Source organism: Adhaeribacter terreus (assembly GCF_042657365.1).
In the GTDB taxonomy this organism is placed as follows: domain Bacteria; phylum Bacteroidota; class Bacteroidia; order Cytophagales; family Hymenobacteraceae; genus Adhaeribacter_A; species Adhaeribacter_A terreus.
In genome coordinates this window covers 53,604-73,363 of sequence record NZ_JBHSKT010000001.1, presented here as the reverse complement: position 1 = coordinate 73,363, position 19,760 = coordinate 53,604, and the positions used below count along the sequence as shown (strand labels likewise).

Here is a 19,760-nt window from a genome sequence, read left to right as displayed (position 1 = left end):
TATTAATAATTAGATACCGTTATAGAAATCAATTGATTCACCTGCTTTCAGGGTAACAATTGCTTTTTTGATAGCTGGTTTTCTACCTGAAACCATCCCGGCTTTAGTCATTTTAACTTTCAGTTTACCCTGAGTACGGTTTGTGCAAACTTTCTCAACGGTTACGCCATAAAGCTTTTCAATCGTTTTCTTGATCTCAACTTTATTCGCTTTTTTATCTACTTCGAATGCATACTTTCCAGCTTCATTCAAAGCGGTCATCTTTTCAGTAACCAATGGTCTTTTTAAAATTTCCATTATTTGTTGCTATAAAGTTGTTCTAATGAATTGATTGATTCCTCAGTAAACAATACAGTTTCAGCGTTCAGGATATCGTAAGTAGATAAGCTGGTTGCAACAGATACTTTTACTTTAGGAAGGTTACGGGCTGAAAGCACAACGTTTGAGTTAACCGCACCAGTAACCATTAAAGTTTTCTTATCGGAAACCTTCAGGTTAGAAAGAATCGAAACGAAATCTTTGGTTTTAGCAGCATTCATCTCAATGTTTTCAACCAAGGCAATTTTGTTATCTTTTGCCATAGAGGAAAGTGCAGATAAACGCGCTACAGCTTTCAGTTTCTTATTTAATTTGAAGCTATAGTTACGCGGACGCGGACCGAATACACGACCACCACCGATGAAAACCGGTGATTTCATGCTACCTGCACGAGCACCACCTGTTCCTTTTTGCTTCTTTAATTTTTTAGTTGTACCAGCTACCTCGTTACGCTCTTTAGACTTGTGCGTACCCTGGCGCTGATTTGCTAAGTATTGCTTTACGTCCAGGTACATTGCATGCTCATTTGGCACAATGCCGAATATAGCATCAGAAAGTTTAACCTTCCTGCCGGTATCCTGACCTTTAATTGATAATACAGAAAGCTCCATCTTATTTTTCTAATACAATGTATGAATTCTTGGCACCTGGAACGGAGCCACTTACTACGATTACATTTCTGTCTGCGATTACTTTCAGTACACGCAGATTCTGAATTTTAACTCTATCGCCACCCATACGACCAGCCATACGCATACCTTTAAATACACGTGATGGCCATGAACAGGCACCAATTGAACCAGGGTGACGACCACGGTTATGCTGGCCGTGAGTCTGGCCACCAACACCTGCAAAGTTGTAACGCTTTACTACGCCCTGAAAACCTTTACCTTTTGAAGTTCCGATCGCATCTACGAATTCGCCTTCTTCAAACAGGTCCACTTTCACAACATCACCTAAAGATAAAGTTGTATCTTCCAAACGGAATTCTACTACTTTCTTTTTTGGTGTTGCGTTAGCTTTTTTAAAGTGTCCGGCTAATGCTTTTGGTGTGTTTTTTTCTTTTCTCTCTCCAAAACCCAATTGCACCGCGGCATAGCCGTCATTGTCAACTGTTTTCACCTGCGTAACTGTGCATGGTCCTGCTTCGATCAACGTGCAGGGAACACTCTTACCTTCAGGCGTGAAGAGGCTTGTCATTCCGATTTTTCTACCGATTATTCCAGGCATTCTACTTTAAGATTGATTTAAAATGATTTAACTTCCCTAAAACGGTTTGTTTATGGGAGTGCAAAGATACTAAAATAAAAATGTTTAAACCAAACAGGTTTATAAATATTTTATTTACAGACACAAATAAAAAAAGGAACCGGTAATCCGGTTCCTTTTTTTAAGTAGGTTATTTAGCAAAAATCAAACTTTGATCTCTACATCAACACCGCTAGGTAATTCAAGCTTCATTAATGCATCTACCGTTTTAGAGCTGGTTGAGTAAATATCAACTAAACGCTTGTAGGTGCAAAGCTGGAACTGCTCACGTGCTTTTTTGCTTACGTGCGGCGAACGCAACACAGTAAATTTGTCAACCTCAGTAGGCAAAGGAATTGGACCGCTAACGATCGCGCCAGTTGCTTTTACTGCTTTTACGATCTTCTCAGAAGATTTATCAACCAGGTTATGATCGTAAGATTTTAATTTAATTCTTATTTTCTGATTCATTTTCTTAATTCTTACTTAGCGGTACCTTTTACTTTAGCTACAATTGCATCTGATAAGTTTTGTGGAACCTGCTCATAATGCGAGAAAGTTAACGAAGCAGTTGCACGGCCGGAAGTGATTGTTCTTAGATCCGTTACATAACCGAATAGTTCTGATAAAGGAACATCCGCTTTAATAACCTGAGATCCTGCTTTAGTATCCATACCTTTCATCAAACCTCTTCTACGGTTCAAGTCACCTGTTACCGGACCTGTGTATTCGTCCGGAGTGATTACCTCTACTGCCATGATAGGCTCAAGTAATTTTGGAGCACATTTCTTAGCAGCTTCTTTGTAACCCTGACGGGCGGCTAGTTCGAAAGATAGCGCATCGGAGTCAACATCGTGGTAAGAACCATGGAACAGACGAACTTTCATAGAGTCCATAGGGAACCCAGCAAGTACGCCGGATTTCATAGCCTCTTCGAAACCTTTCTGAATTGGTGGAATGAATTCTTTTGGAATTACACCACCTACAATGTTGTTTACAAACTCAAGACCTGGTTTATCGTCTTCTCTCGGTCCGATCTCGAATACGATATCACCGAATTTACCACGACCACCAGACTGTTTCTTGTAAGTTTCACGGTGTTCAACAGACTTTGTGATGGCTTCTTTGTAAGCAACCTGAGGAGCTCCCTGATTGATTTCTACTTTGAACTCACGCTTCAGACGGTCGATGATGATCTCCAAGTGAAGCTCACCCATACCTCTTAAGATGGTCTGGCCAGTTTCCTGATCAGTATTTACTACTAAGGTTGGATCTTCTTCTACCAGTTTACCAATAGCCATACCCAGTTTATCTGAGTCAGCCTGGGTTTTAGGTTCAATAGCATAGCCAATTACCGGTTCTGGGAATTCCATTGCTTCCAGAACGATCTTCGCTTCCTGTGCACAAAGGGTATCACCAGTTTTGATATCTTTAAAGCCTACTACCGCACCGATATCACCAGCTTCTAACCTTTCGATTGAATTCTGCTTGTTAGCATGCATCTGGAAGATACGGGAGATACGCTCTTTATTATTAGAACGAGTATTGAATACGTAAGAACCTGCTTCTAAAACTCCAGAGTAAGCGCGAACAAAACACAGGCGACCTACGAATGGATCGGTAGCTATTTTGAAAGCAAGACCAGCAAATGGCTCTTTTACGTCAGGTTTACGAGACACTTCTGCTCCTGTATCCGGATCAGTACCGTAAATAGCTTCTTTATCCACCGGAGACGGGCAAAGGGCCATTACGTAATCAAGCATTGTCTGAACACCTTTGTTCTTGAATGAAGAACCGCAAAGCATTGGAACAATTGCCATATCGATAGTGGCAGCACGAAGCGCAGCCAGGATCTCATCTTCTGTGATCGAATTAGGATCTTCGAAGTATTTCTCCATTAACGTTTCGTCGTATTCAGCAACTGCTTCGAGTAATTTCTCACGGTATTCAGTAGCTTCTTCCACCATATCATCTGGAATTGGAACTTCGGTCCAGGTCATACCTTTATCGTGTTCGTTCCACACCATACCACGGAAGTTAACCAGGTCAACTACACCTTTGAAGTTATCTTCAGCACCAATTGGTAACTGTAGAGCTACAGCATTGCTACCAAGCATTTCTCTTACCTGCTTACAAACAGCAAGAAAATCAGCGCCTGAACGGTCCATTTTGTTTACGAAACCGATACGAGCAACTTTATAGTTATTAGCTAAGCGCCAGTTAGTCTCAGACTGTGGTTCTACCCCATCTACGGCCGAGAAAAGGAATACCAGACCATCTAATACGCGCAGGGAACGGTTTACCTCTACAGTAAAGTCAACGTGACCCGGAGTATCAATGATGTTGATGTGGTATGGCTGATTTCTGTAAGTCCAGTCAACAGTTACCGCAGCTGAGGTAATAGTGATACCACGCTCCTGCTCCTGCTCCATCCAGTCAGTTGTTGCAGCGCCTTCGTGTACCTCGCCTAATTTATGCGATTTACCTGTGTAGTAAAGTATACGCTCAGTAGTGGTGGTTTTACCAGCATCGATGTGCGCGGCAATACCAATATTTCTTGTATATCTTAGATCGCGAGCCATTTATTAGAATCTGAAATGTGAGAATGCCTTGTTTGCTTCAGCCATACGGTGCGTGTCATCTTTCTTCTTAACAGCAGCACCTTCGCCTTTAGCAGCAGCAATAATTTCGCCGGCTAAACGCTCCATCATGGTTTTCTCACCACGTTTCCGTGAATAAAGGATCATCCATTTGATACCTAAAGATATTTTGCGGTCAGGACGAACTTCAGTTGGAACCTGAAACGTTGCTCCACCCACGCGTCGGCTCTTAACCTCTACGCCTGGCATGATATTGTTCAGGGCTTTACGCCACATTTCCAAACCGTTTTCTTTCGTTCTTTTTTCTACTAGATCGCAGGCATCATAAAAAATGTTGTAAGCAACACTTTTCTTGCCATCGTACATTAAATAGTTAACGAAACGAGTTACTAAAGTCTCTTTGTATTTAGGATCAGGAAGAAGAAGTCTCTTCTTTGGTTTTGATTTTCTCATTATAATTTAGCTAACTAATTACTTTTTCTTTTTAGCTGGTGCGCCTTTTCCGGCTGCGGCAACTTGTCCTGGTTTCGGACGTTTAGCACCGTATTTAGAACGACGTTGTGTACGACCGTTTACACCGGCTGTATCTAATGCGCCACGAATGATATGGTAACGTACACCTGGCAAATCTTTTACTCTACCGCCACGGATAAGCACGATTGAGTGCTCCTGCAGGTTGTGACCTTCACCCGGAATGTAAGCATTAACCTCTTTCTGGTTAGTTAAGCGTACACGAGCTACTTTACGCATTGCCGAATTTGGCTTTTTAGGCGTTGTGGTGTATACACGGGTACAAACGCCACGGCGCTGCGGGCATGAATCCAAAGCCGGAGACTTCGATTTGAAGGTTAACTTCTCCCTTCCATTTCTTACTAATTGATTTATAGTAGGCATTTACAAAGTTGTTATAAATAGAACTCTTCTCAAAAATTTAGTTTGCAAAGGTATAGAATTCCCATTGCAAAATCAAAAAATATTTTAAAGTAATTATTTAAAGCCACTTACGCGTTTTTGAATCGCCTAAATGAGCTTTGAATTACTCATATTTCTTTAACCTGCTTAAATTTCGAGCTGCAAAATTACTGATTTTATTTGGATTACATACTTTTTCTTATAAATATGATAGCGTTTTTATTTATATCACTATAGCTTTTTCGGAATTTCTTTTTACTTTTGCGTTCCCTTCGGAATAAATAACGGCCGCGTAGTACAACGGATAGTATGGAAGTTTCCGAAGCTTTTGATTCAGGTTCGATTCCTGACGCGGCCACAACAACAAAAAAGCCCTTCTGTTTGCGCAGAAGGGCTTTTTTGTTTTAAGCTTTATTTTTTAAGGTGATACGTGTAGAAGATATGATGTCTTATTTTGGCATTGAATAAAAACGCTAAGGTTTTAGCCTGAAAAAGTATTGATTTTATAGATAAGCATTTCTCAGATAGCATTTTTTATTCTGTTAATTGGGTTTGTTTTCTTTTCATGAACTTATAGTTAAATCCTACAAAGCCCGATAAGAACGTTTTTTGGTTCAGATTATCATTTTCTAAACCAAAGGCCATTTCCATCCCAAAATTCTTTAGCTTTCCATTATGGGAATACCGATTATACCCCAGAAAAATTATTTCCCAACGTTTTACTTTTAAGTCATCGGTGTTAGTGAACCTTCCTAAATTGTAACCTGATTGGATAAACATATCGCCGAATTTTGGCACATGCCAAAAGTTATACCTTATTTGCCCCGCAAACAAAATTAAATCTTTATTATCAAACTCCTGAATTGTAGGCCCTACCAAGGTTAACCCACTGTATCGCTGTCCAATTACATTTGCTTTAATGGCAATTTTGTTAACAAAATAATGCCCGACCCCAAAACTTAATCCGGCTGTCTGATAATAGCTATCCTTAATTCTGGTATTTTGATATGATCTTACTCCCAAAGCTGCCCAAGATTCCCCTTTCAATGTTTGAGGTAATTTTGGTTCCTCTTCCTGCGCTACTACTATATTAATGGAAGCAATAAAAACCGACATGAACAGTAAACAGATTTTCATATTTCATTTATTGATTAATAATCCAAAAACTGAAATGGCAGAAAACCGACTTGCAAGAATAGCTTATCAACGCAGGGCAATAAACAAAACGGTAGCTAAGTGTAATTGTTGTAAGCTTTGAAGCAAAAAAGTCCCGGCTGAATCAACCGGGACTTTTTTATATAAAAATGATAGCGTTTTTAATTAAGCTTCGCCAATTGTTCCGCTGAAATTCATTGGAAAACTTGGGAACTCCTGGGTTTGTTTGATGGCGCCAAAACTGGCTTCGTAGCGCTCAATGTTTTCATTGAGCGCAGCGAGCAAACGTTTCGCATGCTCCGGAGTAATTACGATGCGCGATTTTACTTTCGCTTTCGGAAGCCCCGGCATCAGGCGAATAAAGTCGATCACAAATTCACTGCTGGAATGTGCGATCATAGCCAGGTTCGCAAACTCGCCTTCGGCAATTTCTTCCGTTAGCTCGATATTGATCTGGTTTTGCTGCTCTTTTGCTTTTTCTGCCATCTTATCTTTCCTGAAGTTCGCGTTGACGAGCCGATGTCTGACGTTTCGATTCTACCAGGTTGTCGTATTCTTCTTTCGAACCTACGATCAGCTTGGTGTACTCGCGTAAACCAGTACCAGCCGGAATCAGGTGACCCACAATTACGTTCTCTTTCAAACCTAACAGTTCGTCGGCCTTGCCACGGATAGCTGCTTCGCTCAGTACCTTGGTAGTTTCCTGGAAGGAAGCCGCCGAGATAAAGCTTTGCGTACCCAATGAAGCCTGCGTGATACCTTGTAAGGTAGGACGAGAAACGGCCGGCTGGGCATCGCGAACGGTTACTAAACGTAAGTCGCGGCGGCGTAAGCTGGAGTTCTCATCACGCAGACGGCGAGCCGTTACGATCTGACCTGGTTTCAAGTTGGTTGAATCACCGGCATCTTCCACAACTTTCATGTCGATAATGGTATCATTTTCTTCCATGAAAGTCACTTTATCGATAACCTGATGCTCCAGGAATGAAGTATCACCTGCATCCAGAATCACAACTTTCTGCATCATCTGGCGAACTACCACCTCAATGTGCTTATCATTGATCTTCACACCCTGCAGACGGTAAACTTCCTGAATCTCGTTCACTAAGTATTCCTGTACTGCACCCGGCCCCTGAATGTTCAGGATGTCGGTTGGCGTGATGGCACCATCAGATAACGGCATACCAGCTCTTACGAAATCATTGTCCTGAACCAGGATGTGCTTGGAAAGCGGAACCATGTATTTCTTCTTCACGCCATCTTTCGATTCGATGAAGATCTCACGGTTACCACGTTTCACACCACCGTAGGTTACCACACCATCGATCTCCGAAACAACCGCCGGGTTAGACGGGTTACGCGCTTCGAATAATTCGGTAACGCGTGGCAGACCACCCGTAATATCGCGGGTTTTACCAATCGCACGCGGAATCTTTACGAGGATCTGACCAGCTTTGATCTTCTCACCGTCTTCCACCACAATGTGTGCACCTACCGGAATGTTGTAGCCTTTCTGTTCTCCGTTTTTCGCCTGAACAACGATTGCCGGGTTCTGGGTCTTATCTTTCGTTTCGATAATTACCTTCTCACGGTGACCAGTCTGTTCATCCGATTCTTCACGGAACGTAATACCTTCGATAATCGCATCGTACTGAATAGCACCGTCGAATTCAGAAAGGATTACCGCGTTGTATGGATCCCAGTTGTTGATCTCATCGCCTTTGGCAACGGTCTGACCTTCTTCAACCAGTAAGAATGAACCATAAGGAACGTGGTTCGAGATCAGGACTTTGTTGGTTCCTGGCTCTACGATCTTTACCTCACCGGAACGCCCCATTACCACTTTCACTTTATCGCCTTCGTTGTTGATCGTATCAAGTGTACGCACATCTTCGAATTCGATAACCCCGGCAAATTTCGCACGGATGGATGCATCTACCGCAATGTTAGATGCCGTACCACCCACGTGGAACGTACGTAAGGTTAACTGCGTACCCGGCTCACCGATAGACTGCGCTGCAATTACCCCAACCGCTTCACCTTTCTGAACCATGCGGCCAGAAGACAAGTTACGGCCGTAGCATTTCGCACAGATACCACGTTTCGTTTCGCAGGTTAATACCGAACGAATTTCAACGGTTTCGATAGCTGTGTTCTCGATACGCCGAGTTACTTCTTCGGTAATTTCAGTACCGGCAGCTAAGATCAATTCGTCGGTTAACGGATCGATGATGTCGTGTACGTTTACACGGCCTAAGATACGCTCCGATAAAGATTCAACGATATCTTCGTTGTCTTTCAGGGCGCTTACCTCTAAACCACGTAAAGTACCGCAGTCGGTTTCATTTACAATTACGTCCTGAGAAACGTCTACCAGACGACGGGTTAAGTAACCAGCATCTGCCGTTTTAAGAGCCGTATCTGCAAGACCTTTACGCGCACCGTGGGTAGAAATGAAGTACTCGATTACGTCCAGACCTTCCTTAAAGTTAGAAAGGATCGGGTTTTCGATAATTTCACCTACAGAACCTTGCAGGGATTTCTGAGGCTTAGCCATCAGACCACGCATACCACCTAACTGACGGATCTGCTCTCTTGAACCACGCGCACCGGAGTGCATCATCATGTAGATCGAGTTGAAGCCCTGGTCGTGTTTCTCCAGACGGCCCATCAGGGTTTCCGTGATCTGGTTGTTGATACGCGTCCAGATATCGATAACCTGGTTGTAACGTTCGTTATCCGTGATAAGACCCATCGAGTAGTTTTGCCATACAGCATCTACGTCTTTCTTCGCTTGCGCTACCAGGATGTCTTTTTCTTTCGGAATTACGATATCGCCAAGCCCCATTGACAGACCGCCTTTGAAAGCTGACTGGAAACCAAGGGTTTTGATATCATCTAAGAACTGCGCTGTACGTGCCATACCCGTTGCTTTAAACACGCGGGAAATGATCTGCTGCAGTTTCTTTTTCGTTAACAGTTCGTCTACGAAACCTACTTCTTTCGGCACAAATTCGTTGAAAAGTACGCGACCAGCGGTAGTTTCGATGATACGGGTAATGAAATTACCGTTCTCGTCTACGTCGTGGGTTCTAACTTTGATGAACGCTTGCTTCGAAACACGTTTCTCGTTTACGGCAATAATTACTTCCTCCGGAGAGTAGAAAGTCATGCCTTCACCTAAGATTGTTTCGGTTTCAGTTGAGCGCTTGCCTTTAGTTACATAATATAAACCAAGAACCATGTCCTGAGATGGTACCGCAATTGGCGCACCGTTGGCAGGGTTCAGGATGTTGTGCGACGCCAACATTAACATAGAGGCTTCCAGAATTGCTGCCGGTCCAAGTGGAACGTGCACCGCCATCTGGTCACCGTCAAAGTCGGCGTTGAATGCCGTACAAACTAACGGGTGTAACTGGATCGCTTTACCTTCAATTAAGCGCGGCTGGAAAGCCTGGATACCTAATCTGTGGAGCGTAGGAGCACGGTTAAGAAGAACCGGGTGACCTTTCAACACATTTTCCAGGATATCCCAAACTACTGCATCTTTCCGGTCAACGATCTTCTTCGCAGATTTTACCGTTTTCACGATACCGCGTTCGATCAGCTTACGAATGATGAATGGTTTGAAAAGCTCCGCTGCCATGTTCTTAGGCAGACCGCATTCGTGAAGTTTCAATTCAGGACCTACCACAATAACCGAACGACCAGAATAGTCAACCCGCTTACCTAATAAGTTCTGACGGAAACGACCCTGCTTACCTTTCAGCATATCTGATAAGGATTTCAGGGCACGGTTACCTTCGGCGCGAACCGCGTTCACTTTACGGGAGTTGTCGAACAGGGAGTCAACCGCTTCCTGAAGCATACGCTTTTCGTTACGCAGAATTACTTCCGGCGCTTTGATCTCGATCAGACGCTTCAGACGGTTATTACGGATAATAACGCGACGGTAAAGGTCATTTAAATCGGAAGTAGCGAAACGACCGCCATCCAAAGGAACTAACGGACGTAATTCCGGTGGAATAACCGGCACCATGCGGATTACCATCCACTCCGGCTTGTTCTCGATACGGGTTGCCGCATCACGGAAGGCTTCCACAACGCGCAGACGCTTTAACGCATCGGCTTTACGTTGCTGGGAAGTTTCGTGGGCAGCAGAGTAGCGCAGGTCATAAGACAGATCATCCAGGTTCAGACGCTCTAACAGCATGTTCAAAGCATCGGCACCCATGCGGGCGATAAACTTGTTCGGATCGTTATTATCCAGCATCTGGTTTTCGCGCGGCAATTTGTCGATCATATCCAGATATTCGTCCTCAGTAAGGAAGTCCATCGTGTTTACGCCGTCTTCTGCCAGCATACCTGGCTGTACAACTACATACCGTTCGTAATAAATGATCTGATCCAGTTTCTTCGTAGGCAAACCTAATAAGTAACCGATCTTGTTTGGCAGCGATTTGAAGTACCAGATGTGCGCAACCGGAACTACGAGCTCAATGTGGCCCATACGCTCACGACGTACTTTCTTCTCGGTAACCTCTACACCGCAACGGTCGCAGATAATGCCTTTGTAACGAATTCTCTTATATTTTCCGCAGTGACATTCCCAGTCTTTAACCGGACCAAAGATACGCTCGCAGAACAGACCGCCCATTTCAGGCTTGTACGTACGATAGTTGATGGTTTCCGGCTTGGTTACCTCACCGTTCGAGCGCTCCAGAATAGATTCCGGAGAAGCCAGGCTGATGGTAACTTTAGAGAAGTCCTGATTTAATTTTTTGGTTTTTGCAAACGCCATTTTTCAGTTTTGAAAATTTTACGAATGAACACTTAATGCTGTGGTTTTAGTATGCCGGTATGCACTTTTTTGTGCTTCCGGCATACCGTTTTTTCCACAATTACTTGCTTTCAGACTTTTGGAGCCCGAAAGCATAGCGTTTTCCGGAGTTCTTAATCCAGCGTGATCTCTAACGCTAAACCTCTTAACTCGTGAATCAATACGTTGAAAGATTCCGGGATATTTGGTTTCGGCAACACGTCGCCTTTTACAATGGCTTCGTATGCTTTGGCACGGCCAATAACGTCATCAGATTTCACCGTTAAGATCTCCTGCAGCACGTTCGAAGCACCGAAGGCCTCGAGCGCCCAAACCTCCATCTCACCGAAACGCTGACCACCAAACTGGGCTTTACCACCCAATGGCTGCTGCGTGATAAGTGAGTACGGTCCGATTGAACGGGCGTGCATTTTATCATCAACTAAGTGTCCTAATTTCAGCATGTAGATAACACCTACAGTTACCGGCTGGTCGAAACGATCTCCTGACAAACCATCGAATAGGTATGAACGACCGAATGTTGGTAAACCTGCTTCAGTTAACTCAGCAGAAACCTGCTCTTCCGTGGCACCATCGAAGATCGGCGTGGCGTATTTGCGGCCCAGTTTTAAACCAGCCCAGCCTAATACGGTTTCGTAGATCTGACCGATGTTCATACGCGAAGGTACACCAAGCGGGTTAAGCACGATGTCCATTGGCGTACCATCTTCCAGGAACGGCATGTCTTCTTCACGTACGATACGGGCAACCACACCTTTGTTACCGTGGCGACCTGCCATTTTATCACCTACTTTCAGCTTACGCTTCTTGGCAATATAAACTTTGGCAAGCTGAACGATACCGGCTGGTAACTCATCACCAACTTCCAGCGTGAAACGGTCGCGCTTGAAGCGGGCCGAGATCATGTTGCGGCGTTTGGTGTAGTTTTTCACCAGCTCCAGCAACAAGCCATTGGTATGCTCGTCTGAAGTCCAGTTTTCCAAGATCAGGTCTTTGAACAACGTAACTTCTTCCGGAACGGCGTAGTTGCTTTCGTCTTTGTATGGGTTTTTGTCCGGGAACAAGTTCTCCACAATGTTCTTCTTGTTGAATTTCACGCCTTTCGACATGATTTCATCACCGAACTTGTGCTTGATACCCTGAGACGTTTTGCCATCTAATAACGCAACCAACTTCTCGATCATGACCGCTTTAACCGCGCGCAACTCGTTGTTGTAATGCGATTTCAATTCTTCAACCTCTTTCTTAGACTTAGCCCGCAGGTTTTTGTCTTTCTTCGGACGGCTGAACAACTTGGTATCGATAACTACACCTTGCAGGGATGGTGGCGCTTTAAGCGAGGCATCTTTCACATCGCCGGCTTTATCACCGAAGATCGCACGGAGTAATTTCTCTTCCGGAGTCGGATCAGTTTCCCCTTTAGGCGTGATCTTACCGATCAGAATATCGCCTTCGCGAACTTCCGCACCTTCCCGGATGATACCGTTTTCATCTAAGTTACGAACCGCTTCTTCCGAAACGTTCGGAATCTCAGAAGTTAATTCTTCTTCACCACGTTTCGTTTCACGAACTTCAAGTTCAAATTCTTCGATGTGGATAGAAGTAAATACGTCGTCGCGAACAACTTTCTCAGATATTACTATAGCATCCTCGAAGTTGTACCCTTGCCACGGCATGAACGCAACCTGTAAGTTACGACCAAGAGCAAGTTCACCCTGATTCGTTGCGTAGCCTTCGCAAAGCGCCTGGCCTTTCTCAACGCGCTCGCCTTTCTTCACGATCGGCGTTAAGTTGATACAGGTATCCTGGTTGGTACGACGGAATTTGATCAGATCGTAGGTTACTAATTCTGCATCGAAGGAAACTAATTTGTCATCTTCGGTCAGATCGTAACGAACTACAATTTTATTGGCATCTACAAAAGCAATCTCCCCGGTACCTTCGGCTACAACCAAAGCACGTGAGTCGATAGCAGCGCGTTCTTCCAAACCAGTACCAACAATTGGCGCCTGTGGCTTTAATAACGGAACTGCCTGACGCTGCATGTTCGAGCCCATCAAGGCACGGTTAGCATCGTCATGCTCTAAGAATGGAATCATGGAAGCCGCCACCGAAACGATCTGGTTTGGCGCAACGTCCATATACGTATAAGTCTCACCTGGTTCAACTGGGAAGTCACCTTCGAAACGGCCTTTCACACGGTCAGCTAAGAAATTACCCTGCTCATCGATACGGGCGTTAGCTTGCGCAATGTGATGGGTATCTTCTTCTTCGGCAGTCAGATATTTAACCGGAGTATCCATATCTACTTTACCACCCGTCACGGTACGATAAGGAGTTTCAATGAAACCCATTCCGTTAACGCGTGCATGAACGCAAAGTGAAGAAATCAGACCAATATTCGGACCTTCCGGCGTTTCAATGGTACACAGTCGACCATAGTGCGTATAGTGAACGTCACGAACCTCGAAACCAGCACGCTCTCTGGAAAGACCACCTGGACCGAGGGCAGATACACGGCGTTTGTGGGTGATCTCGGCCAGCGGGTTCGTCTGGTCCATGAACTGTGATAACTGGTTGGTACCGAAGAACGAGTTGATAACTGAAGAAAGCGTACGCGCGTTGATCAGGTCAACCGGTTTGAATTCTTCGTTATCGCGAACGTTCATACGTTCTTTAATGGTACGGGCCATACGAGCCAGACCAACACCGAACTGTGCATAAAGCTGCTCACCTACGGTACGAACGCGACGATTACTTAAGTGGTCAATATCATCAACTACAGCTTTTGAGTTGATCAGACCGATCAGGTATTTAACGATTAGGACGATATCTTCATTGGTAAGCACTTTCGCTTCCCAATTCTTATCAAGTCCTAATTTCTTGTTGATTCTGTAACGACCTACATCACCTAGATCGTAACGTTTGTCGGAGAAGAATAACTTCTGAATGATATCCCGGGCAGTTTCAACGTCTGGGGCCTCGGTATTACGAAGCTGACGGTAAATTTGCTCAACGGCTTCCTGCTCTGAGTTAGAGTTATCTTTCTGAAGCGTATTATATATAATAGTGTAGTCGGCAATGTTAATGTTCTCGCGGTGAACGATAACAGTTTTAACGCCGGAATCGATGATGGTATCAATATCTTCATCCGTAATTTCCATGTCACGCTCCAGCAATACTTCGTTACGATCGATAGATACTACCTCACCAGTATCTTCATCCACGAAATCTTCTGTCCAGGTTCTCAAAACCCGGGCAGCTAATTTGCGGCCTACAGCTTTTTTAAGGGTTTTCTTATCGGCTTTCAATTCTTCTGATAAACCGAATAAGTCTAAGATATCCTTATCTGTTCCGTAACCGATAGCACGTAATAATGTTGTAACCGGGAATTTTTTCTTACGGTCGATGTACGCGTACATCACATTGTTTACGTCGGTTGCGAACTCAATCCAGGAACCTTTGAAAGGAATGATACGGGCAGAATAAAGTTTCGTACCGTTGGTATGCTTGCTTTGCGCAAAGAACACACCCGGCGAGCGGTGCAGCTGCGATACAATTACACGCTCTGCGCCGTTGATCACGAAAGAACCTTTTTCGGTCATGTATGGGATATTACCCAGGAACACTTCCTGTTCGATCGTTTCAAAGTCTTCATTATCATCGTCGTTGCAGATAAGACGAAGCTTTGCTTTTAAAGGTACGGAATAGGTTAAACCCCGGTCGATACACTCGTCTACCGAATATTTCGGCGGATCGATGTGGTAATCGATGAACTCCAGAACGAAGTTTTCACGGGAATCTGAAATAGGAAAGTTTTCAGCGAATACTTTAAAAAGACCTTCGTCGGTACGGTTTTCGGCCGCAGTTTCCAACTGGAAAAAGTCCTGAAAAGATTGTAGCTGAACATCTAAAAAGTCAGGGTAATCAATTACCTTTTTGATGGAAGCGAAATTGATCCGCTCATCGGTTCTGTTTTTAGCCAATGGTTAAAAATTTAAATGTTTCAATTAAATTCTTTTTTCTTGCCGGTCTCGAGCCTGGCAAATAATTGGCACCTCAAACTATTCGGAAATTACTGATTCACTAACCGGAATAACTAAAAAACGCTATAGTTTTAGCATTAAAAAGTCAGCCTGCCCTCCTCCGAACCGGAGTGCTTTTGCCCGTCGGCAAATCGGTTATTCTTCTCAGTAATGTTAATCGGGTACAAACAGGAAAAGACCTGACGAAATGCCAGGTCTAATTCTGTGAATATGGTTATTGTAGGGTAATTATTTTACCTCTACTTCAGCACCAGCTTCTTCTAAAGCTTTCTTTAAAGAATCTGCTTCGTCTTTAGCAACGCCAGCTTTCAATTCTTTTGGAGCGCCATCTACTAATTCTTTAGCTTCTTTCAGACCTAAGCCAGTAAGTTCTTTTACTAACTTAACTACTGCTAACTTAGAAGCACCAGCGTTTTTCAGGATCACGTCGAAAGAAGTTTTTTCTTCTACTGCAGCGGCTTCACCACCACCAGCACCTCCAGCCATCATAACCGGAGCAGCAGCAGCAGGCTCAATACCGTATTCATCCTTCAGGATAGTAGCTAGTTCATTTACCTCTTTAACAGTTAAATTCACTAACTGCTCTGCGAATGCTTTCAAATCTGCCATTTTTATAAAAATTTAATAGTTATTTATTGATTGAATTTAATTAATTACTCTTTTTCGGATAAAGTTTTCAGGATACCAGCCAGTTTGTTTCCACCGCCTTGTAAGCCAGAAATAACGTTTTTCGCAGGTGATTGTAACAGACCAATGATCTCGCCAATAAGTTCCTGCTTCGATTTGATCTTAGACAGGGTATCCAGGTATTCAGAACCTACGAACAGATCGCTGTCGATGTAAGCACCTTTGAATACTGGCTTAGCGATTGCTTTTTTACCGTAACCTTCTTTTTTGTAGAAGTCCTGCAGTAAACGAGCTGGTGCACTGCCGCTTTCTTTTGAGAACAGAATACCGGACTGGCCTTTCAGAGCACTGTCCATTTCACTTGTATCTGAACCTAAAGTATCAAGAGCCTTACGGATAAGTGTATTCTTGTAAACTTTAAATTCCATACCCTTGTCGAAGCAAAGACGACGGAAGCGGTTAATACCAGCTACTGTCATTCCACCGGCATCAGTAATATAAAAGAAGCTGTTTTCAGCGAACTTTTCGCTTAACTCCTGTACAATTGCGTGTTTTTCTTCTCTTGTCATTGTCTTCTCCTTAGATCGAATTTTTATCAATCATTACTGCCGGGCTCATCGTGCTGGAAAGGGTTACACTCTTGATGTAAGTTCCTTTTGCAGATGATGGCTTCAACTTCGTTAAGGTCTGGATTACTTCTGCTGCGTTAGCTGCAAGCATGTCCGGAGAGAAAGATACTTTACCAATGCTGGTGTGAATGATACCGGTTTTATCAACTTTAAAGTCGATTTTACCTGCCTTCACTTCTTTAACTGCTTTACCAACTTCAGTAGTAACTGTTCCGGATTTTGGGTTTGGCATCAGGTTACGAGGACCTAAGATACGGCCTAAACGACCTACTTTTGCCATTACTGCCGGCATGGTGATGATTACATCAACGTCTGTCCAGCCTTTTTCGATCTTCTGGATATAATCATCCAGACCTACGAAATCTGCACCTGCGTCTTTTGCTTCCTGTTCTTTATCCGGAGTACAAAGAACCAATACTTTAACATCTTTACCTGTACCGTGCGGTAAGGTAACAATACCACGAACCATCTGGTCAGCTTTCCGAGGGTCAACGCCTAAACGAACGTCGATATCTACGGAAGCATCAAATTTGGTGAAAGTGATTTCTTTAACAACGCCTGCTGCTTCTGCCAGAGAATACTCTTTGTTCAGATCAACTTTAGCCAGGGCTGCTTTGCGATTTTTTGTATTTTTAGCCATTTCTACCTCTGATTATTCACTCCAAGGAGCAGTTCCTGAAACTGTTACACCCATACTTCTGGCGGTACCAGCAACCAAACGCATTGCAGATTCCAGTTTAAATGCGTTAAGATCCGGCATTTTAACTTCTGCAATTGCTTTTACCTGATCCCAGGTAATTGAACCTACCTTATTACGGTTAGGCTCTTTAGAACCACTTTTGATTTTTGCTGCTTCCATGATCATTACCGGAGCAGGAGGAGTTTTCACCACAAAGTCGAATGACTTATCGGTATACATGGTAATTAATACCGGACAAACCTGGCCAGCTTTATCCTGGGTCCGCGCATTGAACTGCTTGCAGAATTCCATGATGTTTAAGCCTTTAGAGCCAAGTGCAGGTCCAACCGGCGGTGCTGGATTAGCAGCGCCTCCCTTTATCTGAAGCTTCAGATAACCTTTGATTTCTTTTGCCATTTTTTTAAATTGTGTGCTTTCATCTAAAGCACGTTTTATTTATATACTCGTATTTAAGGTTACGATTCCTTTTCTACTTGAACGTAGTTCAATTCAACCGGAGTATTGCGACCAAAGATCTTCACCATTACGTTCAGCTTCTTCCGTTCTTCAAATACTTCCTCTACAGTTCCGGAAAAACCATTGAATGGTCCGTCCATTACTTTAACTGTTTCACCTACAATAAATGGTGAATCCAGTACTTCTTCCTGCTCTTCTGCTTCATCAACCGTTCCTAAGATGCGGTTTACTTCTGAAAGACGCAGCGGCACTGGCTTACTGATCGTTTTTCCTTCGTTTGCACCAAGGAAACCTATTACTCCTGGCGTGCTGATAATAATGTGTTCTGCTTCACCGTGAGACAGGTCGGCATGAACTAACACATAACCTGGAAAAAAGTTTCTTTCACGAACGCGTTTTTTACCATTGCGCATCTCGTAAACTTTTTCAGCCGGAATAAGTACCTGTGGCACATACTCCGTTAACCCCTGACGCATAATCTCGTTTTCGAGATAGGCTTTAGCTTTTTTTTCCTGGCCACTAACTGCCCGTACTACATACCATTTTAATTCCGCCATAGTTGAAATTAAAACTGGTTATAGAACAAGCTCAGACCAGCGTCATAAACATAGTCCATTGCGCCAACAACCAAAGCAAAAACCAAAGTACCCACCAGCACTAATACTGAACTTTTCTGTAATTCTGTATAAGTCGGCCATGCAACATTGTGTCGCATTTCCGTAATAGTATCGTTGATGTACTTTTTCACTTTTGCTAATTTTATTTGTTATCCAAAATAACGTTGCACGGGCGGAGAGACTCGAACTCCCAGCCAATGGTTTTGGAGACCACTACTCTACCAATTGAGCTACGCCCGTGTAAAAAAATGCACTCACAAATCAACTAAATGTGAATTGGAGTGCAAATTTAGAAATTATTTTTATAAAAACAAAACCCCGCCCATTAGAATTTTCTTTCGGACGGGGTTTTAATTTCTAAATAATTAGTCAAGGATTTCAGTTACCTGACCAGCACCTACTGTACGACCACCCTCACGGATAGCGAAACGCAGACCTTTTTCCATTGCTACTTTGTTGATCAGCTCAACAGTGATAGTAATGTTATCGCCTGGCATAACCATCTCAACACCTTCTGGTAAAGTAATTACACCAGTTACGTCAGTTGTACGCAGGTAGAACTGTGGACGGTAGTTGTTGAAGAATGGAGTGTGACGGCCACCTTCTTCTTTAGAAAGAACGTAAACCTCAGCTTTAAACTTCATGTGCGGCTTAACTGAACCTGGCTTACAGATAACCATACCACGACGGATATCAGTTTTCTCAATACCACGTAGTAATAAACCTACGTTGTCACCAGCTTCACCACGGTCAAGGATCTTACGGAACATCTCAACACCAGTTACTGTAGACTTCAGGCCTTCAGCACCCATACCTAAGATGTCAACCTGCTCACCTGAGTTGATTACACCACGCTCGATACGGCCAGTAGCTACTGTACCACGACCAGTGATAGAGAACACGTCTTCAACTGGCATCAGGAATGGAAGGTCAGTTAAACGAGCTGGAATTGGAATGTAGTTATCTACTGCATCCATTAAAGCTTCGATTGTAGCTACCCATTTCGCATCGCCGTTCAGACCACCAAGAGCAGAACCCTGGATAACCGGAATGTTGTCGCCATCGAAATCGTAGAAAGAAAGAAGCTCGCGGATTTCCATCTCAACAAGTTCTAATAATTCCGGATCGTCTACCATGTCAACTTTGTTCATGAAAACAACCAGCTGAGGTACACCTACCTGACGAGCTAAAAGGATGTGCTCGCGAGTTTGTGGCATAGGACCATCAGTTGCAGCAACTACCAGGATAGCACCGTCCATCTGGGCAGCACCTGTAACCATGTTTTTCACGTAGTCAGCGTGACCTGGGCAGTCAACGTGTGCATAGTGACGGTTCTCTGTAGCGTACTCAACGTGTGAGGTGTTGATAGTGATACCACGCTCTTTTTCTTCAGGAGCATTGTCGATTGAAGAGAAATCGCGTTTTGCGGCTAAACCTTTGTTCGCTAAAACCTGAGTAATAGCGGCAGTCAAGGTAGTTTTGCCGTGGTCAACGTGCCCAATAGTACCGATGTTTACGTGCGGTTTGGAACGATCAAATGTTTCTTTAGCCATTTTAAAAGAATATTAGATTGAGTTTAAAACTAGTTTATAAAAAAGGATATATAATATAC

The 19,760-nt window shown here is 43.6% G+C and carries 18 protein-coding genes and 2 tRNA genes; 1 reads left to right on the top strand and 19 read right to left on the bottom strand.

Annotation, left to right across the window (positions count from 1 at the left end):
• Positions 1-9: 9 nt before the first annotated feature.
• From rplW to rpsL, 7 genes are all read right to left on the bottom strand, one after another.
• Positions 10-297, bottom strand: coding sequence for a 50S ribosomal protein L23 (gene rplW / locus ACFPIB_RS00330; protein ID WP_200504039.1), 288 nt, complete (start codon positions 295-297; stop codon positions 10-12).
• A complete protein-coding gene (gene rplD / locus ACFPIB_RS00325) occupies positions 297-929 on the bottom strand; it encodes a 50S ribosomal protein L4 (protein WP_378015426.1) in 633 nt (210 codons plus the stop codon). Before rplD ends, rplW begins: the two co-directional genes overlap by 1 nt.
• A gap of 1 nt (position 930) precedes the next feature.
• Positions 931-1,548, bottom strand: coding sequence for a 50S ribosomal protein L3 (gene rplC, locus ACFPIB_RS00320; RefSeq protein WP_378015425.1), 618 nt, complete (start codon positions 1,546-1,548; stop codon positions 931-933).
• 183 nt (positions 1,549-1,731) lie between these two features.
• Positions 1,732-2,037, bottom strand: a complete 306-nt coding sequence (gene rpsJ, locus ACFPIB_RS00315) for a 30S ribosomal protein S10 (protein WP_200504036.1) — start codon at positions 2,035-2,037, stop codon at positions 1,732-1,734.
• A gap of 11 nt (positions 2,038-2,048) precedes the next feature.
• Entirely contained in the window at positions 2,049-4,148 is a 2,100-nt protein-coding gene (gene fusA, locus ACFPIB_RS00310) for an elongation factor G (RefSeq protein ID WP_378015424.1), read from the bottom strand.
• A gap of 3 nt (positions 4,149-4,151) precedes the next feature.
• Positions 4,152-4,619, bottom strand: coding sequence for a 30S ribosomal protein S7 (rpsG, locus tag ACFPIB_RS00305; protein ID WP_200504034.1), 468 nt, complete (start codon positions 4,617-4,619; stop codon positions 4,152-4,154).
• A gap of 18 nt (positions 4,620-4,637) precedes the next feature.
• Entirely contained in the window at positions 4,638-5,060 is a 423-nt protein-coding gene (gene rpsL, locus ACFPIB_RS00300) for a 30S ribosomal protein S12 (protein ID WP_200504033.1), read from the bottom strand.
• A gap of 304 nt (positions 5,061-5,364) precedes the next feature.
• Between rpsL and ACFPIB_RS00295 the strand changes: the two genes are divergently transcribed.
• Positions 5,365-5,436: transfer RNA gene (locus ACFPIB_RS00295), tRNA-Arg, on the top strand.
• Positions 5,437-5,612: 176 nt separating this feature from the next.
• Here the strand turns inward: ACFPIB_RS00295 and ACFPIB_RS00290 are convergent.
• The 12 genes from ACFPIB_RS00290 to tuf form a co-directional block, all read right to left on the bottom strand.
• Positions 5,613-6,215, bottom strand: coding sequence for a hypothetical protein (locus ACFPIB_RS00290; RefSeq protein WP_378015423.1), 603 nt, complete (start codon positions 6,213-6,215; stop codon positions 5,613-5,615).
• A gap of 183 nt (positions 6,216-6,398) precedes the next feature.
• Positions 6,399-6,719, bottom strand: a complete 321-nt coding sequence (locus ACFPIB_RS00285; protein ID WP_378015422.1) for a DUF3467 domain-containing protein — start codon at positions 6,717-6,719, stop codon at positions 6,399-6,401.
• Between the two features lies 1 nt (position 6,720).
• Positions 6,721-11,034, bottom strand: a complete 4,314-nt coding sequence (rpoC, locus tag ACFPIB_RS00280; protein ID WP_378015421.1) for a DNA-directed RNA polymerase subunit beta' — start codon at positions 11,032-11,034, stop codon at positions 6,721-6,723.
• A 152-nt stretch (positions 11,035-11,186) separates the two neighbouring features.
• The gene (gene rpoB / locus ACFPIB_RS00275) at positions 11,187-15,059 is read right to left on the bottom strand and encodes a DNA-directed RNA polymerase subunit beta (protein ID WP_378015420.1); all 3,873 of its coding nucleotides are present in this window, start codon (positions 15,057-15,059) and stop codon (positions 11,187-11,189) included.
• 288 nt (positions 15,060-15,347) lie between these two features.
• Positions 15,348-15,728, bottom strand: a complete 381-nt coding sequence (gene rplL / locus ACFPIB_RS00270) for a 50S ribosomal protein L7/L12 (RefSeq protein ID WP_378015419.1) — start codon at positions 15,726-15,728, stop codon at positions 15,348-15,350.
• 44 nt (positions 15,729-15,772) lie between these two features.
• Entirely contained in the window at positions 15,773-16,315 is a 543-nt protein-coding gene (rplJ, locus tag ACFPIB_RS00265) for a 50S ribosomal protein L10 (protein WP_378015418.1), read from the bottom strand.
• Positions 16,316-16,325: 10 nt separating this feature from the next.
• Positions 16,326-17,015, bottom strand: a complete 690-nt coding sequence (gene rplA, locus ACFPIB_RS00260; RefSeq protein WP_378015417.1) for a 50S ribosomal protein L1 — start codon at positions 17,013-17,015, stop codon at positions 16,326-16,328.
• A gap of 12 nt (positions 17,016-17,027) precedes the next feature.
• Complete coding sequence (gene rplK, locus ACFPIB_RS00255; protein WP_378015416.1) at positions 17,028-17,471, bottom strand: 50S ribosomal protein L11; 444 nt, start codon at positions 17,469-17,471, stop codon at positions 17,028-17,030.
• Positions 17,472-17,530: 59 nt separating this feature from the next.
• Positions 17,531-18,088, bottom strand: a complete 558-nt coding sequence (gene nusG, locus ACFPIB_RS00250; RefSeq protein ID WP_378015415.1) for a transcription termination/antitermination protein NusG — start codon at positions 18,086-18,088, stop codon at positions 17,531-17,533.
• A gap of 8 nt (positions 18,089-18,096) precedes the next feature.
• Complete coding sequence (gene secE, locus ACFPIB_RS00245; protein WP_378015414.1) at positions 18,097-18,279, bottom strand: preprotein translocase subunit SecE; 183 nt, start codon at positions 18,277-18,279, stop codon at positions 18,097-18,099.
• A gap of 36 nt (positions 18,280-18,315) precedes the next feature.
• Positions 18,316-18,388: transfer RNA gene (locus tag ACFPIB_RS00240), tRNA-Trp, on the bottom strand.
• A 125-nt stretch (positions 18,389-18,513) separates the two neighbouring features.
• The gene (tuf, locus tag ACFPIB_RS00235) at positions 18,514-19,701 is read right to left on the bottom strand and encodes an elongation factor Tu (RefSeq protein WP_378015413.1); all 1,188 of its coding nucleotides are present in this window, start codon (positions 19,699-19,701) and stop codon (positions 18,514-18,516) included.
• Positions 19,702-19,760: the final 59 nt, after the last annotated feature.

What these genes read in the sequence shown, in the direction of transcription:
- rplW (WP_200504039.1), bottom strand. Translation starts at nt 297, where the DNA reads ATGGAAATTTTAAAAAGACCATTGGTTACTGAAAAGATGACCGCTTTG.
- rplD (WP_378015426.1), bottom strand. Translation starts at nt 929, where the DNA reads ATGGAGCTTTCTGTATTATCAATTAAAGGTCAGGATACCGGCAGGAAG.
- rplC (WP_378015425.1), bottom strand. Translation starts at nt 1,548, where the DNA reads ATGCCTGGAATAATCGGTAGAAAAATCGGAATGACAAGCCTCTTCACG.
- rpsJ (WP_200504036.1), bottom strand. Translation starts at nt 2,037, where the DNA reads ATGAATCAGAAAATAAGAATTAAATTAAAATCTTACGATCATAACCTG.
- fusA (WP_378015424.1), bottom strand. Translation starts at nt 4,148, where the DNA reads ATGGCTCGCGATCTAAGATATACAAGAAATATTGGTATTGCCGCGCAC.
- rpsG (WP_200504034.1), bottom strand. Translation starts at nt 4,619, where the DNA reads ATGAGAAAATCAAAACCAAAGAAGAGACTTCTTCTTCCTGATCCTAAA.
- rpsL (WP_200504033.1), bottom strand. Translation starts at nt 5,060, where the DNA reads ATGCCTACTATAAATCAATTAGTAAGAAATGGAAGGGAGAAGTTAACC.
- ACFPIB_RS00290 (WP_378015423.1), bottom strand. Translation starts at nt 6,215, where the DNA reads ATGAAAATCTGTTTACTGTTCATGTCGGTTTTTATTGCTTCCATTAAT.
- ACFPIB_RS00285 (WP_378015422.1), bottom strand. Translation starts at nt 6,719, where the DNA reads ATGGCAGAAAAAGCAAAAGAGCAGCAAAACCAGATCAATATCGAGCTA.
- rpoC (WP_378015421.1), bottom strand. Translation starts at nt 11,034, where the DNA reads ATGGCGTTTGCAAAAACCAAAAAATTAAATCAGGACTTCTCTAAAGTT.
- rplL (WP_378015419.1), bottom strand. Translation starts at nt 15,728, where the DNA reads ATGGCAGATTTGAAAGCATTCGCAGAGCAGTTAGTGAATTTAACTGTT.
- rplJ (WP_378015418.1), bottom strand. Translation starts at nt 16,315, where the DNA reads ATGACAAGAGAAGAAAAACACGCAATTGTACAGGAGTTAAGCGAAAAG.
- rplA (WP_378015417.1), bottom strand. Translation starts at nt 17,015, where the DNA reads ATGGCTAAAAATACAAAAAATCGCAAAGCAGCCCTGGCTAAAGTTGAT.
- rplK (WP_378015416.1), bottom strand. Translation starts at nt 17,471, where the DNA reads ATGGCAAAAGAAATCAAAGGTTATCTGAAGCTTCAGATAAAGGGAGGC.
- nusG (WP_378015415.1), bottom strand. Translation starts at nt 18,088, where the DNA reads ATGGCGGAATTAAAATGGTATGTAGTACGGGCAGTTAGTGGCCAGGAA.
- tuf (WP_378015413.1), bottom strand. Translation starts at nt 19,701, where the DNA reads ATGGCTAAAGAAACATTTGATCGTTCCAAACCGCACGTAAACATCGGT.